A 15,929-nucleotide genomic window follows, 5' to 3' on the forward strand; every position below is an offset into this window, starting at 1 on the left:
GGCGTACGGCGGGCCCGGCGGCCGGTCGTATTCGGCGGCCGTGCGGTCGGCCCGACGGAGGCGGACCGGCTCCGGCGGGCCCGCGAAGCCGTGACCGGGGCCGGATTAGGCCCCGGGGCCGGAGATCTCCGCGTACCGCTGCACCCACGCGTGCATGGCGATCGCGGCGGCCGCCCCGGCGTTGATCGACCGGGTGGAACCGAACTGCGCGATGGAGCAGACCATCGCGGCGTGCTCGCGGGCCTCGTCCGTGAGGCCGGGACCCTCCTGCCCGAAGAGCAGCACGCAGCGGCGCGGAAGCTCGGTCCGTTCCAGCGGCACGGCGCCGGGAAGGTTGTCGATCCCGATGATCGGCAGCCCCTCGGCCTCCGCCCAGGCGGTCAGCGACTGGGTGTCCGGGTGGTGGCGCACGTGCTGGTACCGGTCGGTGACCATCGCGCCACGCCGGTTCCAGCGCCGCCGCCCCACGATGTGGACCTGGTTCGCCAGGAACGCGTTGGCGGTCCGGACGACGGAGCCGATGTTGAAGTCGTGGCCCCAGTTCTCCACGGCGACGTGGAAGTCGTGCCGCCGGGTGTCCAGGTCGGCGACGATCGCCTCCCGCCGCCAGTACCGGTAGCGGTCGACCACATTGCGCCGGTCGCCGCCGGCGAGCAGCTCCGGGTCGTACCGCTCGTCCTCCGGCCACGGCCGGGGGTGCGGGCCGACGCCGATCTCGGAGCCGTAACCGTCGTCGTACTGGAGTGGGGTGTCGCTGCTCACCCCACGAGGGTACGGGGGGTGGGCTCCTCGCCGGCGGGCCGCTGTCGCGGCGGTACTCGCCGGAAGTCCGGCAGGAGCCGGTCGCGGCCGCGCCGGACGCGGGCGCCCAGCCGGAGCAGGAACACCGTGGGCAGGAAGACGGCGTCGGCGGCGATCATCGCGAGCGAGAAGAACGGCAGCCCGAGCAACAGCGCGATCCCGGCGTGTTCGAGCATCATCGCCACCAGCAGGACGTTCTTGACCCGCCGGTTGAACAGGGTGAAGGGGAAGGCCACCTGCACGACGACCGTGCCGTACGTCAGGATCATCACCACCAGCCCACTGGCGGCCAGTACGTCCGACAGGAAGGGCCAGGGGGTGAAGTAGTCGAGCTTGAGCGGGTAGTACAGCGCCGTGCCGTCCTGCCAGCGGGAACCCTGGATCTTGTACCAGCCCGCCGTGGCGTAGATCAGACACACCTCGGCCATGATCACGACGAGGGTGGCGTTGTGGACGAGGTTGGCCAGGACGTCGGCCAGGACGCGCGGCTCTCCCGGCGCGTACCGGCACACCAGCCACCACACCGCCTGCGCGGCCCACACCAGCCACAGCAGCACCAGCAGCCACGGCTCGCCGGTCCGGTCGACGAACAGCGTCGCCGCCACCAGGCCGAAGGCACCGGCCCCCCACAGCACCGGCCCCAGCGGGTCGCGCACGGGCGCGGGGCGCGCCGCGCGCCGGGCGTCGAGGGACCAGACCCGGCCGCAGCGGGTCAGGACGAGGTAGATGGCCATCAGGTGCACGACGTTGTCGCCGCCGTCTCCCATGAAGATGGAGCGGTTCTGCAGCGACAGCACGCCGACCATGAACAGCACCGACATGGTGCGGGTGCGCCAGCCGATCAGCAGCAGGACGCTGGACACCACGGCGAGGGCGTAGACGGTCTCGAACCACACGACGCTGTCGGTCCACATCAGCACGGTGAACGCGTGGTTGTTGGCGATGAGCTGCTGACCCATGTCCCACGACCAGGGCCCGTCCGGCCCGTACAGCTCATGGCGGTGGGGGAACTCGCGCAGCAGGAACAACAGCCAGGCGCCGGCGAAGCCGATGCGTACGACGGCGGCCTGGTACGGGCCGAGGGCGGTGCCGGTGACGCGCTGGACGGCGCGGGCGAGCCGGCGGTCGAGCGGCTCGGCGCGGGTACGGGTTCGGGTACCCGTCCCGGTGGCGGTACGGGTGTGGGCGTCGGTCCGGTTCACTTGTCCGCCTCCGTACGGCCGCCGCCGACGCCGCCGGGCAGGTCCGCGGCGGTGACGGACCACCACGGGAGCAGCCGGTAGTAGGACCGGGTGTCGGTCTTCTCGTCACTCCAGACCGGAGCCTCGACGCCCCGGCTGGCCGAGCGGAGCTGTATCCGCTCGATCCTGCCGCCGAGCCGGTGGCCGTCGAGCCGCAGCATGGCGATGCGCCGGATGTAGCGCTCGGAGAGCTGCCCGCGCATCCCGTTGGGACGGTTGCCGTCGGTGTGCGAGTTCACGTAGAAGTCCCAGCCCCGGCGGAGCTCGTTCTGGTTCACATGGCTCGGGAGGAAGTTGCCCCGGATCGCCTCCCCGTCGTCGGCGGAGAGGTCGATCCAGCCGGTGGTCCTGCGTCCGCCGTCGCTCCCCACGACCTCGGCGCGGGCGTGGACGGCGATGTTCTGCTGGAGCGGGTTGGGCGCGAAGAGCTTCCAGTTCTGCTCGAACTCGGGGAACACCCAGTCGTCGACGGCCTCGCCATGCTGCTTGGTGAGCGTGTTCGAGGGTGCGACGTGCAGGAACGCCATGGCCAGGTGCACGCAGGCGAACACCCCCACGACGGCCAGCGCCACGGCGGCCACCACCTGGTACGGCAGTGACAGCGCGGTGATCCCCACGGCCCCCGGCCCGCCCCCGGTGCCCGCCCGCTCACCCGCGGCCGCCGCGGTCCGCGCCTGCGGTCCGGGCTCGCTCACGAGGCCCCCGGGCGCGGAACCCGGCTCTTCGGCGGTGCCCGTCACGGACCAGGACGGGCCGGCGGCACGGTCCCGGGACACCGCCCGGTCGCCGGCCGGCCGGTCATTTGCGGCCCGGTCGCCGGCCGCCGCCCGGTCCTCGGGCGCGGGGGTCCGTGGTGCGGGGGCGGAGCGCCGGCGGGTCGCCCGATCGGCGCAGTCGGCTGCCGTGGATGCGGGGGAGCCCTCCGGGGCGCGTGCGGACCCGGCTTCCGATCTGGCGGGCGCGGATTCCGGGCCCGGCACCGGGCCGGACGCCGACGGGGCGGGAGCGGCGGCCGGCGGGGTCACGGAGCCGGAGGCCTCCGCTTCGGTGGCGCTCCGGGCCCGGCCACCCGCCTCCTTGTCGTACGAGTCCATCCCGCCCCGTTCCGTTCCCCATCGATCAGTCGGAGTTATCCACAGGGTTGACACCATACGGGCCGCCGACTCACCATTGAAGTCATTCAACCGAACGATCGGTCGGTAGGGAGCCCGATGACGGCAGTGACTGCGGACACGCAGGAGACGTACCAGGCGGCGTTCGACGCGGCCGTGGCCGCCGACGAGCGGATCGAGCCGCGCGACTGGATGCCCGAGGCGTATCGCGCCACCCTCGTGCGGCAGATCGCCCAGCACGCCCACTCCGAGATCATCGGCATGCAGCCGGAGGCGAACTGGATCACCCGGGCGCCCTCGCTGCGCCGCAAGGCGATCCTGATGGCCAAGGTGCAGGACGAGGCGGGGCACGGCCTGTACCTGTACAGCGCCGCCGAGACCCTCGGCACCGGCCGCGACGAGCTGCTGGACAAGCTCCACACCGGCCGCCAGAAGTACTCCTCCATCTTCAACTACCCCACGCTGACCTGGGCCGATGTCGGCGCCATCGGCTGGCTCGTGGACGGCGCGGCGATCACCAACCAGGTGCCGTTGTGCCGCTGCTCCTACGGCCCGTACGCACGCGCGATGGTGCGGATCTGCAAGGAGGAGTCCTTCCACCAGCGCCAGGGGTACGAATCGCTCCTCGCCCTCTCGCGCGGGACGCCCGAGCAGCACGCGATGGCACAGGACGCGGTGAACCGCTGGTGGTGGCCGTCGCTGATGATGTTCGGTCCGCCGGACGACGAGTCGTCGCACTCGGCGCAGTCCATGGCGTGGAAGATCAAGCGGCACTCGAACGACGAGCTGCGCCAGCGGTTCGTCGACATCTGCGTCCCGCAGGCGGAGGCCCTGGGCCTCACCCTCCCCGACCCGGACCTCCGGTGGAACGAGGAGCGCGGGCACTACGACTTCGGCCCGATCGACTGGACCGAGTTCTGGGACGTCCTCAAGGGCAACGGCCCCTGCAACGACCAGCGCATCACCCAGCGCCGCCGCGCCCACGAGGACGGCGCCTGGGTCAGGGAGGCCGCGGCGGCGTACGCGGCCAAGCACGGGGAGGCGACGGCATGACGACCAGCGACTGGCCGCTGTGGGAGGTGTTCGTGCGCTCGCGCCGCGGACTGTCCCACACGCACGCGGGAAGCCTCCACGCGCCGGACGCGCAGATGGCGCTGCGCAACGCGCGGGATCTGTACACCCGCCGCAGCGAGGGCGTCTCCCTCTGGGTGGTGCCGTCCACGGAGATCACCGCCTCCTCGCCCGACGAGAAGGACCCGTTCTTCGAGCCGTCCGCCGACAAGCCCTACCGGCACCCGACGTTCTACGAGGTCCCGGAGGGGGTGAAGAACCTGTGACCGCCACCGTGCCCACCGCCGCGGCGCTCGCCCTCGGCGACGACGCGCTGGTGCTGTCGCACCGGCTGGGGGAGTGGGCGGGCCACGCCCCCGTCCTGGAGGAGGAGGTCGCGCTGGCCAACATCGCGCTGGACCTGCTCGGCCAGGCCCGGGTGCTGCTCTCCCTCGTCGGCGACGAGGACGAGCTGGCGTACCTGCGCGAGGAGCGGGCGTTCCGCAACGTCCAGCTGGTCGAGCAGCCCAACGGCGACTTCGCCCACACCATCGTCCGGCAGCTGTACTTCTCGACCTACCAGCGGCTGCTGTACGGCCGGCTGGCCGCGGCCGGCGACGGCGGCGATGGGGCCGGCGACGGCGGCGGCGTGCTGACCGGTCTGGCGGCGAAGGCGGTCAAGGAGGTCGCCTACCACCAGGATCACGCCGAGCAGTGGACGCTGCGGCTGGGCGACGGCACCGCCGAAAGCCACGAGCGGATGCTGAGGGCCTGCACGGCCCTGTGGCGCTTCACGGGCGAGCTGTTCCAGCCGGTGGAGGGGTTGGACGTCGATTGGCAGGAGCTCGAGTCCGACTGGCTGGCCTCGGTCTCGGCGGTCCTGGAGCGGGCCACCCTCCCGGTGCCGGACGGCCCCCGCACGGGCGCGTGGAGCGCCGGGGCGGGCCGCCAGGGACTGCACACGGAGAGCTTCGGCCGGATGCTGGCCGAAATGCAGCACCTGCACCGCAGCCACCCGGGAGCGTCATGGTGACCGGCACGGCGGACATGACGGCGCTGGAGGAGGAGCTGAGCCGGCTGGCCGGCTCCGTCCCCGATCCCGAGCTGCCCGTCATCACGCTGGAGGAGCTGGGCGTTCTGCGCGGGGTGCGGGTCCTCGCTCCCGGCCGCGTGCAGGTCGAACTGACCCCCACCTACACCGGTTGTCCCGCCGTGGAGGCGATGTCGTCGGACATCGAGCGCGTCCTGCGCGAGCGCGGCGTCGCGGACGTCTCCGTCGTCACCGTGCTCTCCCCCGCCTGGTCGACCGACGACATCAGCGCGGAGGGCCGCCGCAAGCTCGCCGAGTTCGGCATAGCGCCGCCCCGCCACCAGGGCACCGGCACCGGCACCGGCACCGGTTCCGGCCCGGTGCCGGTCAGCCTGGCCATCCGCTGCCCGCACTGCGGCTCGACCGAGACGGAACTGCTGAGCCGCTTCTCCTCCACCGCGTGCAAGGCGCTGCGCCGCTGCACCGCCTGCCGTGAACCGTTCGACCACTTCAAGGAGTTGTAGATGTTCCACCCGCTCCGGGTGAGCGAGGTCGAGCGGCTCACGGACGACTCGGTCGCCGTCACCTTCGCGGTGCCGCCCGAGCTGCGCGACACCTTCCGCCACACCCCCGGCCAACACCTCGCCCTGCGCCGCCGGGGCGCCGGCGGCGAAGAGGTCCGCCGTACGTACTCGATCTGCTCCCCCGCCACGCCCGAGGGCGAGGACCCGGTGCTGCGCGTCGGCATCCGGCTGGTCGAGGGCGGCGAGTTCTCCACGTACGCGCTCAAGGAACTCCAGGTCGGCGACGTGGTCGAGGTCATGGAGCCGATGGGCCGGTTCCTCCTGCCGCCGCGCCCCGGGTACTTCGCGGCCGTCGTGGGCGGCAGCGGGATCACCCCCGTGCTGTCGATGGCCTCGACCCTGCTGGCCCGTGAACCGGAAGCCCGGTTCTGCCTGGTGCGCAGCGACCGTACGGCGGCCTCGACGATGTTCCTCGAGGAGGTCGCCGACCTGAAGGACCGCTACCCCGGCCGGTTCCAGCTGGTGACCGTGCTGTCGCGGGAGGAGCAGCAGTCCGGGCTGCCTTCCGGGCGGCTGGACCAGGAGCGGCTGGCCGGACTGCTCCCCGCCCTGCTGCCCGTCGCCGACGTGGACGGCTGGTATCTGTGCGGGCCCTTCGGCCTGGTCGTCGGCGCCGAACGGGCGCTGCGGAGCCTGGGCGTGGACCGCGGCCGCGTCCACCAGGAGATCTTTCACGTGGACGACGGCTCGGCGCCCGCCGCCGTGCGGACGGCTTCGGCGCCCGCCCACGCCACGCTCACCGCCACCCTGGACGGCCGGTCCGGCACCTGGCCGGTGCGGGAGGGGGAGTCACTGCTGGAGACGGTGCTGCGCGGCCGGTCCGACGCGCCGTACGCCTGCAAGGGCGGTGTCTGCGGCACCTGCCGCGCCTTCCTGGTCACCGGCGAGGTCCGGATGGACCGCAACTACGCCCTGGAGAGCGAGGAGACCGACGCGGGGTACGTGCTGGCCTGCCAGTCCCACCCGGTGACCCCCGACGTGGAGCTCGACTTCGACCGCTGAGCCACCTCGACGGGCCGTCAGCTCACCGGGCGGGCGTCGGAGCCTCCCGGACGTCCCGCCCGGCGGGCGGGACGCGGCCACGTTGTCCCGGCCCGGGGCCCCGGCGGCCCCGGAGGCGGGCTACAGGACGAAGGCGGAGGTGCCGTCGTCGGTCACCATGGGCCGGCCGGCGCCTTCCCAGGCGAGCATGCCGCCGTCGATGTTCACGGCGTCGATGCCCTGCTGCACCAGGTACTGCGTCACCTGGGCCGACCGGCCGCCGACCCGGCACATCACATAGGCGCGGCGCCCGTCGGCGACCGCCTCGGTCACCTCACCGAACCGGGCCACGAAGTCGCTCATCGGCACGTGCAGCGCACCCTCGACGTGCCCGGCCGCCCATTCGTCGTCCTCACGGACGTCCAGCACCAGTCCGTCGGCCGGCACCGACGCGGCGTCCACGGTGGGCAGCGGTGCGAAGTTCATGGGTCAGGCCTTCTCTCATCGTGGGGACTCGTCGGCCGGCGCCGGCGGGCCCGGCGCGCGGTCCCGCGCGGCAGGGGGTACCTCCCGACGCTACTGCACCACGGCTACCGCGCGAGCGCGGCCAGCTCCGCCTCACGCTCGGCCACCTGCGCCAGCAACTGCTCGGCGATCTCCTCCAGGAGCCGGTCCGGGTCGTCGGGAGCCATGCGGAGCATCGCGCCGATCGCGCTGTCCTCCAGGTCCCGCGCCACCACGGTCAGCAGCTCCTTGCGCCGGGCCAGCCATTCGAGCCTGGCGTACAGCTCCTCGCTCTCGCTGAGCTCGGGGGTCACCGGCGCGGGGCCCGCCGCCCACTCCTCGGAGAGCGCCCGCAGCAGTGCCTCGTCACCGCGCCCGTACGCGGCGTTGACCCGCGTGATGAACTCCTCCCGGCGCTGCCGGTCCTCCTCCTCACGGGCCAGGTCCGGATGCGCCTTGCGGGCCAGCTCGCGGTAGAGCTTGCGCACCTCATCACTGGGCCGCACCCGCTTGGGCGGCTGCACCGGCCGGTCGGTCAGCATCGCGGCGGCCTCGGGGGACAGGCCGTCGGAGTCCATCCAGTCGCCGAACAGTTCGTCGACCCCCGGCATCGGCATCACCAGCGCCCGCGCCGCCTGCGCCCGCGCCACGTCCTCCGGGTCCCCGGTACGGGCCGCCCTGGCCTCGGCGATCAGCGCGTCGAGCTCGTCCAGCCGCGCGTACATCGGGCCGAGCTTCTGGTGGTGCAGCCGGGAGAAGTTCTCCACCTCCACCCGGAACGTCTCCACCGCGATCTCGAACTCGATCAGCGCCTGCTCCGCCGCGCGCACCGCCCGGTCCAGCCGCGCCTCGGGGCGCTCGGCCGCGCCGGTCGCGTCGGCGGTCGGGGCACCGGTCACGTCATCGTTCGGGGTCGTCACCCGACCAGCGTACGGGCGACGGGCGCCGACCCGTCACACCCCCAGCTCGGCGGCTATGCGCCCGCTCCGGACCGCCGCCAGCAGATCGGCGTGATCCGCCTCCGTCCGGTCCGCGTACGCCACGGCGAAGCGGGCGATGGCCTCGTCCAGCTCCTCGTTCTTGCCGCAGTACCCGGCGACGAGCCGCGGGTCCGCGCTGTGCGCGTGCGCCCGGGCCAGCAGGGCGCCGGTCATCCGCCCGTAGTCGTCGACCTGGTCGGCCGAGAGCGCGGCCGGGTCCACGCTGCCCTTGCGGTTGCGGAACTGCCGCACCTGGTAGGGCCTGCCCTCGACCGTCGTCCAGCCCAGCAGGTTGTCGCTGACCACCTGCATGCGCTTCTGCCCGAGGACCACGCGCCGTCCCTCGTGCGCCACCTCCGGCACGGTGAAACCCACCTCCGGCAGGTACGGCAGCAGCGCGGAGGGCCGCGCCTCCTTCACCTGGAGCACCAGCGGCTCGCCCCGGTGGTCCAGCAGCAGCACCACGTACGAACGCGTCCCCACGCTCCCGGTGCCCACCACCCGGAACGCCACATCGTGGATGGCGTACCGCGCGAGCAGCGGCAGCCGGTCCTCGGGCAGGGTCTCCACGTACGCGCCCAGCGAGGCGGCGACCGCCGAGGCCTCGGCGTCCGGCACGCGGCGCAGCACGGGCGGCGCGTCGACGAACCGCCGCCCGCCGTCCGGGCACTCCTCCGTCGCCTTGGCGGCGAACCGGGCACTGGTGTTGCCCCGTGCCTTCTCCGCCACCCGCTCCAGCGTGCCCAGCAGGTCCCGTGCGTCGGTGTAGGACACCAGCTCCTCGTCCGCGATCGCGTTCCAGGCGTCGGCCGCCGGCAGGCCGGCGAGCAGCCGCATGGTCCGCCGGTAGGCGCCCACCGCGTCGAACGCCGCCGCGCGGCACACGTCCTCGTCCGCGCCCGCCTCCCGCCCTGCCAGCACCAGGGACGTCACGAGCCGCTTGAGGTCCCACTCCCAGGGACCGGTCACGGTCTCGTCGAAGTCGTTCAGGTCGATCACCAGCCGGCCGCGCGCGTCGCCGTACAGCCCGAAGTTCGCCGCGTGCGCGTCGCCGCATATCTGGGCGCCGATGCCGGTGACCGGCGTCCGCGCCAGGTCGTGCGCCATCAGCCCGGCGGAACCGCGCAGGAACGCGAACGGCGTCGCGGCCATCCGGCCCACCCGTATCGGTGTCAGCCCGGCCACCCGGCCGCGGCTCGACTCCTCCACCGCCCGCACCGCGTCCGGCCGCCCGTCGGCCGGGCCCGGCGCCTCGTGCGACGACCGGGGCACCCGCTCCCTCAGCGCCTTGCCCCGCGCCTTGGGCGACTCCCCCATGCCCCGGACCCGGTCCACGGAGCCGAACCCCGGCACCTCCGGTATGCGCGCGCCATCACCCCCGGTCCCGCGCCGCGCCGGCGTCTCCTTCCGGATGTCGCCCATCAGACCCACCCCCGTTCACCATCACCCAGTTGCCCCAGACGGTACCCCCGCCCCCCGCCGGCCGTCCCGGACCTGTGGACAACGTCGACCAGGACCGCGTCCCCTCCCCACCCTCAATCCCCCACACCCCGTGCCCACCCCCGGCCCCGTCCACAGCCCCGTTCCCCGCCCACAGCCCCCGGCCGGTACGTGACGTGGCGCGCCCGCGGTACCCGTGCCCGGGCCGGGCCGTACGCACAGCGAGGAGGTCGTCCCCGATGTCATCCGGACGCGACGAGTCGGTCGACACCGTCCAGCGCGAGGTGACGGCGTTCGCCCGCCGCGCCCGTGCCACGGCCGCGCGGCTCCACCCCATCGCCGCCGACGACCCGGCCGCCCGCCGCGACCGGCTCGCCCACCCCTACGCGCCCCCGAGCTGCAGCCGGTCCTGGCCGTCCCCATGAACAAGATCGCCGCGCGGGTCTCCCCGCCATGAACGACGACGAGCCGGCCGCCGTCATCGGGTTGCCGGCCATGCAGACGGCGAAGCGCTCGCCGCGCAGGTCGTGGCCGTCCGGAGTGCGGGTGGCGTCGCACAGCGGCACGAACTTCCGCAACAGCTCGGGCGAGGTGTGCTGGATGTCGTCCAGGTGCAGCAGGACGTTGCTGCCCACGGCCAGCGCGAAGCGAAACTTCTCCGGGCGGCGGCGTTCGGTACCTCTGCCGGGTCGAGGGAGGTCACCTCATGGCCGACGGCGGGTCCGTCGGCCATGACCGGCAGGAGGCCGAGGCGGTCGGCGACGTCCTCGTATGGGTCGTCCTGCCGTACCCGGGCGGTGAGAGGAACAGCAGCAGCCCGCTGGTGTCGGCACGCCCGCCGTCACCGTGATGCCGATCTGCTGGACGAGGTCGGCGCCGATCAGCGGCAGGTGGCCGCGACCGAGGGAGCGGCGCCGGGCCGACGGGAAAAGTGTCCGATGCACGGATCAAGTTGTCCGAATAACGGTCTGGTCTCGCTCGCTGGCATTTTCGAAGACTACTGACCGTAATGTGATTTGCGCCACTAAAGATCTGGCAAAGGCCGTGGTAGAACTGCGCAACTCCGCAGGTGGCACCACCCCTCGCCGCAAGCGCGGAGCGGTCGGCACGCACCGGCAGCACGACCAGGGTGATCACGCTCCGAGTCCACGGAGCACGCACCCAGAGTCGCCGATCGGACAACGGCGTTCGCTCAAAGACCGCACATCCTCCCGGCGCACCTCCCGCGCGCCGGTACTGCGCCATCGAGGTAGCCACCGTGTCACTCGACTCCATCACCACATCCGTCGACGAAGCCGTCAGCGGATTCTTCGAGCCCATAGCCACCTGGCTCGGGGAAGTCGTCTTCTACTCCGTCCCCGTCGGGGGTACGGAGCTGCCGCTCATCGTCGCCTGGCTCGTCATCGCCGGCCTGGTCTTCACCGCCTGGTTCGGCCTCGTGCAGGTCCGCAAGTTCAAGCTCGCCCTCGACGTGGTGAGAGGCAAGTACGACGAGAAGGGGTCGGCCGGCGAGGTCAACCACTTCCAGGCCCTCACCGCCGCCGTCTCCGGCACGGTCGGCCTCGGCAACATCGCCGGTGTCGCCGTCGCCGTCTCCATCGGCGGCCCGGGCGCCACGTTCTGGATGATCCTGTGCGGCCTGCTCGGCATGGCCACCAAGTTCGTCGAGGTCACCCTGGGCGTGAAGTACCGCGAGGTGCACGCCGACGGCACCGTCTCCGGTGGCCCGATGCACTACCTGCCCAAGGGTCTGGCCGACCGCTTCGGCAAGAACGGCAAGACCCTCGGCAAGGTCCTGGCGATCCTCGCGTCCTTCTTCGTGCTGTTCTTCGGACTCTTCGGCGGCAACCTCTTCCAGGTCAACCAGTCCTACGCGCAGCTGGTCTCCGTCACCGGCGGCGAGGACGGCCTGATGGGCTCCTCCGCCGGCGCCCTGTTCTTCGGCGTCCTCATCGCCGCGCTCGTCGGCATCGTGCTCCTGGGCGGCATCCGCTCCATCGCCAACGTCACCAGCAAGCTGGTCCCCGCGATGGCCGGCATCTACATCGTGGCCTGCCTGATCGTCATCCTGGTCCACGTCTCCGCCGTCCCGGCCGCGATCGGCACCATCATCGAAGGCGCCTTCAACCCGCAGGGCGTGGCCGGCGGTGTGCTCGGCGCGCTGATCATCGGCTTCAAGCGGGCGGCGTTCTCCAACGAGGCCGGTCTCGGCTCCGCGCCGATCGCGCACTCCGCGGTCAAGACCAAGCACCCCGCGAGCGAGGGCCTGGTCGCCCTGCTGGAGCCGTTCATCGACACCGTCGTCATCTGCACGATGACCGCGCTGACCATCGTCATCGCCAACCCGGCCAGCTGGGGCGAGGCCCGCAAGGGCGAGTCGATCGGAGGCGTGACGATCACCTCCGACGCCTTCGCGACCGTCCTGCCCTGGTTCCCGTACATCCTCACCGTCGCGGTGATGCTGTTCGCCATCTCCACGGTGCTGACCTGGGGCTACTACTGCATGAAGGCGTGGACGCACCTCTTCGGCCGCAGCCGGACCAGCGAGCTGACCTTCAAGGTCCTCTACACCCTGTTCGCGGTCGCGGGCTCCCTGCTGACGCTCCAGACGCTGATCGACATGGCCGACGCGGTGCTGTTCATGCTCGCCGTCATCAACATCATCGGCCTGTACCTCCTCGCACCGGTCGTCAAGCGCGAGCTCAACTCCTTCCTGGAGTTCGTCCGCGCCCGCGACGCCGGTGAGACCACCGAGGACGACGAGGACCGGGAGCCGGTGAAGACCACCGCCTGACCGCCCCCGCGGCCCGGCCCACGGGAGTCCCCCGCCCTGGGCTGGGAGGGGCCCGTACACACCTCGCGCCATGGTGTGGACGGGCCCCCTTCGCCATGCCTCCGGACCCCGTTTCAGCAGGTGAAATGGGGTCTGGTGGCATGGCGAGAGGGCGGGCTAGGGTGTGAGGAACGCGTCGGCGCCCCACCTCTGAGTGGCTGTGCCGGACGCGCGGTGTGCCGGGAAGTCTGGTCGGCGTCGTGGGGCTCGTATGCCCTGATGCCGATCCCCCGGAGGTTCCCCCGATGGCTGCCGCGCCCCGCGAGCGTTCCCCCTTCCTCGGACTGCTGCCGCTGCCGGAGCGCAACGCGGTCGTCCAGGCTCTGCGGACGGAGACGGTCGGCGGGCTGGTACTCCTCGCGGCCGCCGTCGTGGCGCTGATATGGGCCAACAGCCCCTGGAGCGGGGCGTACGAGCAGATACGCGAGTTCCACTTCGGCGTACCGGCCCTCGGCCTGGACCTCTCGGTCGAGCACTGGGCCTCCGACGGACTGCTCACCCTCTTCTTCCTCGTCGCCGGCATCGAGCTGAAGCGCGAACTGGTCGTCGGCGAACTGCGCACCCCCGCCACAGCCGCCCTCCCCGTCATCGCCGCCCTCTGCGGCATGGCCGTCCCCGCCGCCCTCTACGCCGCCACCGCCGCGGCCGGTGGGGGAAGCCCCGGCGGCTGGGCGGTGCCCATGGCCACCGACATCGCCTTCGCCCTCGCCGTCCTCGCGGTCCTCAGCAGCCACCTGCCCGCCGCACTGCGCGCCTTCCTGCTCACCCTCGCCGTCGTCGACGACCTCGGCGCGATCCTCATCATCGCGATCTTCTTCACCGGCGACCTGGACTTCGCCGCCCTCGGCGGCGCTCTCGCCTGCCTGGTGGCCTTCTCCGCCCTCCAGCGGTTCCGCGTGCGGGGCTGGTGGTGGTACGTCCCCCTCGGCGTCGTCACATGGGCGCTGATGTACAACAGCGGAGTCCACGCGACCGTCGCCGGAGTCGCCATCGGCCTCATCCTGCGCACCAAACGCGACAAGGACGAGACGGCCTCCCCCGCCGAGCGCACCTCGCACCTGATCCACCCGGCCTCGGCAGGCGTCGTCGTGCCCCTGTTCGCCCTCTTCGCCGCGGGTGTCGGCGTCACCGGCGCCGCCCTGGCCCAGGTGTTCACCGAGCCGGAGCCGCTCGGCGTGGTCCTGGGCCTGGTGGTCGGAAAGACGCTGGGCATCTTCGCCGGCACCTATCTCGCCGCCCGCTTCACCCGCGCCCGGCTCAACCCCGAACTGGCATGGGCGGACGTCTTCGCCCTCGCCGTCCTCGCCGGAATCGGCTTCACCGTCGCCCTGCTGATCGGTGAGCTGGCGTTCCCCGACCCGCACATGACCGAACGCGTCAAGGCCGCGGTCCTCGTCGGCTCCCTCATCGCCGCCGCTCTGGCCGCCCTCCTCATCAAGCGCCGCAACGGCGTCTACCGGCGCCTGTACGAGGAGGAGACCCGGGACGACGACCACGACGGCATCCCCGACATCTACCAGCGCGGCAGCACCACCGGGCGCTGACAGGCACCGTGAGAAGCGCGGGCCGCCCGCGGCGGCGGGCGGCGCCCGGCCGGGGCGGACTCGACGACGCGCGTGCGCCGCTCCTCGCCAAGGACGACACGGGTTCGCACAGAGCGCCCTTGCGGTGATTTACGTCACCCGCGCGGCGTCCTGCGCGGATCCGGCGCCCGGGATGCGGGCCCGCCGCCCAACAACGAGAAACGGGCCCTCGCCCGGACTTTCGTCTCTGGCGAGAACCCGTCTCATCGGTTTCTCATGGTGCGCGAGGGGGGAGTTGAACCCCCACGCCCTTGCGGGCACTGGAACCTGAATCCAGCGCGTCTGCCTATTCCGCCACCCGCGCATTGGGTGTTGCCGCTTGGGTTCCCACCGTTCTCCCGGTGCGTCCCCCTGGCGACATCTGAAGATTAGCACGCCACCGGAGAGGGATTCACATCCGTTTGTTTCGGGCACCCCGCGGGCGAACAGAGAGGGGAAGGAAGCGGAAGGAGAGGGAGGGGAGAGGACGGGCGGCGACCCGTCGGACCGGCATCCGGACTGCTCTCGGTACCCGGCCACGCGCGCCACCGGCCCGGCCGGACGCCACCGGCCCGCCCGGTGGCACCACCGGGCACGGCGGGCCCGGGAGCGGCTCACTCGCCCGGGGACCACGTCGCACACCCGGCACCCGGCACCCGGGCGCGGGCGCGCGGCGGCACACGGAACGCACGACACGCGCAGGACACGACCCGGGAGGACACGACACGGCCGGAGACGCGCGGGCGGAACAGGGAACTTCTTCCCGCCCCACCCACTCCTCCAGGGTGCGCGCCAGGTGCGGGACACTGTCTGGAGGGCGCCTCTACGATCCCTGTGAGAGGTGACACTCGTCCACAGGGCAGAGAAGGGGAACCAGCCGATTTCCCGACGCGTGGATACGATCAGTAAGCAGTACCAGGACGGCAACGACGGAGGAGGTGCCCCATGGGAGTCCTGAAGCGTTTCGAGCAGCGTCTCGAAGGCCTGGTCAACGGCACCTTCGCCAAGGTCTTCAAGTCCGAGGTCCAGCCCGTCGAGATCGCGGGTGCCCTCCAGCGCGAGTGCGACAACAACGCCTCGATCTGGAACCGGGACCGCACGGTCGTCCCCAACGACTTCATCGTGGAGCTGAGCGCGCCGGACTACGAGCGCCTGAGCCCGTACTCGGGACAGCTCGGCGACGAGCTCTCGGGCCTGGTCCGCGACTACGCCAAGCAGCAGCGCTACACCTTCATGGGCCCGATCAAGGTCCACCTGGAGAAGGCGGACGACCTCGACACGGGCCTGTACCGGGTACGCAGCCGGACGCTCGCGTCGAGTACGTCACAGTCGCAGGCACCGTCCGGCCCCGCCGGTCCGTCCGCGCCGCAGGCCGGTGGCCGCCCCGGTGGCTACGGCTACCCGCCCCCGGCGTACGGCGGGGGAACCCCCAGCGCCGCTCCCCCCATGCCGGCGGCCCCGCCGCCCGGCATGAACCGTCCGCCCGCCGGCCGCCCGCCGGGCGCGGCGGCCCCCATGCCCGGCGCCCAGGTGCGCCGCTGGATCGAGATCAACGGCACCCGCCACCAGATCTCCCGCCCGACGCTGGTGCTGGGTCGCAGCACCGAAGCCGACGTGCGGATCGACGACCCCGGCGTATCGCGCCGACACTGCGAGATCCGGACCGGAACGCCCTCGACGATCCAGGATCTCGGGTCCACCAACGGCATCGTGGTGGACGGGCAGCACACCACCCGCGCTACGCTCCGCGACGGCTCGCGGATCGTCGTGGGCAGTACCACCATCGTTTACCGGCAAGCCGAAGGGTGAAG

The 15,929-nt window shown here is 72.3% G+C and carries 14 protein-coding genes, 1 tRNA gene and 1 pseudogene; 8 read left to right on the forward strand and 8 right to left on the reverse strand.

Annotation, left to right across the window (positions count from 1 at the left end; all coding sequences use genetic code 11):
• Nucleotides 1-105 precede the first annotated feature (105 nt).
• Genes AC07DW_RS05260 through AC07DW_RS05270 form a run of 3 tightly spaced genes read right to left on the reverse strand, consistent with a single transcriptional unit; the run spans nt 106 to nt 3,136 of the window.
• Nucleotides 106-762, reverse strand: coding sequence for a TrmH family RNA methyltransferase (locus AC07DW_RS05260; RefSeq protein ID WP_478856259.1), 657 nt, complete (start codon nt 760-762; stop codon nt 106-108).
• A complete protein-coding gene (locus AC07DW_RS05265; protein WP_478856260.1) occupies nt 759-2,003 on the reverse strand; it encodes an HTTM domain-containing protein in 1,245 nt (414 codons plus the stop codon). Before AC07DW_RS05265 ends, AC07DW_RS05260 begins: the two co-directional genes overlap by 4 nt.
• Nucleotides 2,000-3,136 carry a DUF5819 family protein gene (locus tag AC07DW_RS05270; RefSeq protein ID WP_478856261.1) on the reverse strand — a complete coding sequence of 379 codons (1,137 nt, stop codon included), beginning with the start codon at nt 3,134-3,136 and terminating at the stop codon, nt 2,000-2,002. The genes AC07DW_RS05265 and AC07DW_RS05270 overlap by 4 nt, the downstream gene beginning before the upstream one ends.
• A gap of 117 nt (nt 3,137-3,253) precedes the next feature.
• Between AC07DW_RS05270 and paaA the strand changes: the two genes are divergently transcribed.
• Genes paaA through AC07DW_RS05295 form a run of 5 tightly spaced genes read left to right on the forward strand, consistent with a single transcriptional unit; the run spans nt 3,254 to nt 6,820 of the window.
• Nucleotides 3,254-4,207, forward strand: coding sequence for a 1,2-phenylacetyl-CoA epoxidase subunit PaaA (gene paaA, locus AC07DW_RS05275; protein ID WP_478856262.1), 954 nt, complete (start codon nt 3,254-3,256; stop codon nt 4,205-4,207).
• Complete coding sequence (paaB, locus tag AC07DW_RS05280; RefSeq protein ID WP_478856263.1) at nt 4,204-4,491, forward strand: 1,2-phenylacetyl-CoA epoxidase subunit PaaB; 288 nt, start codon at nt 4,204-4,206, stop codon at nt 4,489-4,491. The genes paaA and paaB overlap by 4 nt, the downstream gene beginning before the upstream one ends.
• The gene (paaC, locus tag AC07DW_RS05285; protein ID WP_478856264.1) at nt 4,488-5,237 is read left to right on the forward strand and encodes a 1,2-phenylacetyl-CoA epoxidase subunit PaaC; all 750 of its coding nucleotides are present in this window, start codon (nt 4,488-4,490) and stop codon (nt 5,235-5,237) included. The genes paaB and paaC overlap by 4 nt, the downstream gene beginning before the upstream one ends.
• Nucleotides 5,231-5,758 carry a 1,2-phenylacetyl-CoA epoxidase subunit PaaD gene (gene paaD / locus AC07DW_RS05290; RefSeq protein ID WP_478856265.1) on the forward strand — a complete coding sequence of 176 codons (528 nt, stop codon included), beginning with the start codon at nt 5,231-5,233 and terminating at the stop codon, nt 5,756-5,758. The genes paaC and paaD overlap by 7 nt, the downstream gene beginning before the upstream one ends.
• The gene (locus AC07DW_RS05295; RefSeq protein WP_478856266.1) at nt 5,759-6,820 is read left to right on the forward strand and encodes a 2Fe-2S iron-sulfur cluster-binding protein; all 1,062 of its coding nucleotides are present in this window, start codon (nt 5,759-5,761) and stop codon (nt 6,818-6,820) included.
• A 120-nt stretch (nt 6,821-6,940) separates the two neighbouring features.
• Here AC07DW_RS05295 and AC07DW_RS05300 read toward each other — a convergent pair whose 3' ends face one another.
• The 4 genes and pseudogenes from AC07DW_RS05300 to AC07DW_RS05315 all read right to left on the reverse strand — a co-directional run.
• Nucleotides 6,941-7,285, reverse strand: coding sequence for a rhodanese-like domain-containing protein (locus AC07DW_RS05300; RefSeq protein ID WP_478856267.1), 345 nt, complete (start codon nt 7,283-7,285; stop codon nt 6,941-6,943).
• Between the two features lie 104 nt (nt 7,286-7,389).
• A complete protein-coding gene (locus tag AC07DW_RS05305; protein WP_478856268.1) occupies nt 7,390-8,223 on the reverse strand; it encodes a hypothetical protein in 834 nt (277 codons plus the stop codon).
• A gap of 33 nt (nt 8,224-8,256) precedes the next feature.
• On the reverse strand, nt 8,257-9,705 hold the full coding sequence (locus AC07DW_RS05310; RefSeq protein WP_478856269.1) for a DUF2252 domain-containing protein: 1,449 nt from the start codon (nt 9,703-9,705) through the stop codon (nt 8,257-8,259).
• Nucleotides 9,706-10,142: 437 nt separating this feature from the next.
• Nucleotides 10,143-10,664: pseudogene (locus AC07DW_RS05315) on the reverse strand (DNA repair ATPase); the annotation flags it as partial.
• Nucleotides 10,665-10,981: 317 nt separating this feature from the next.
• Here AC07DW_RS05315 and AC07DW_RS05320 point away from each other — a divergent pair.
• A complete protein-coding gene (locus AC07DW_RS05320; RefSeq protein ID WP_478856270.1) occupies nt 10,982-12,517 on the forward strand; it encodes an alanine/glycine:cation symporter family protein in 1,536 nt (511 codons plus the stop codon).
• A gap of 284 nt (nt 12,518-12,801) precedes the next feature.
• Nucleotides 12,802-14,100, forward strand: coding sequence for a Na+/H+ antiporter NhaA (nhaA, locus tag AC07DW_RS05325; RefSeq protein WP_478856271.1), 1,299 nt, complete (start codon nt 12,802-12,804; stop codon nt 14,098-14,100).
• A gap of 256 nt (nt 14,101-14,356) precedes the next feature.
• Here the strand turns inward: nhaA and AC07DW_RS05330 are convergent.
• Nucleotides 14,357-14,443 (reverse strand) — tRNA-Leu (locus AC07DW_RS05330).
• A 620-nt stretch (nt 14,444-15,063) separates the two neighbouring features.
• On the opposite strand from AC07DW_RS05330, the gene AC07DW_RS05335 reads away from it, so the two are divergent.
• Nucleotides 15,064-15,927, forward strand: coding sequence for an FhaA domain-containing protein (locus tag AC07DW_RS05335; RefSeq protein WP_478856272.1), 864 nt, complete (start codon nt 15,064-15,066; stop codon nt 15,925-15,927).
• Nucleotides 15,928-15,929: the final 2 nt, after the last annotated feature.

It is taken from the genome of Streptomyces sp. NPDC045701 (assembly GCF_056432045.1).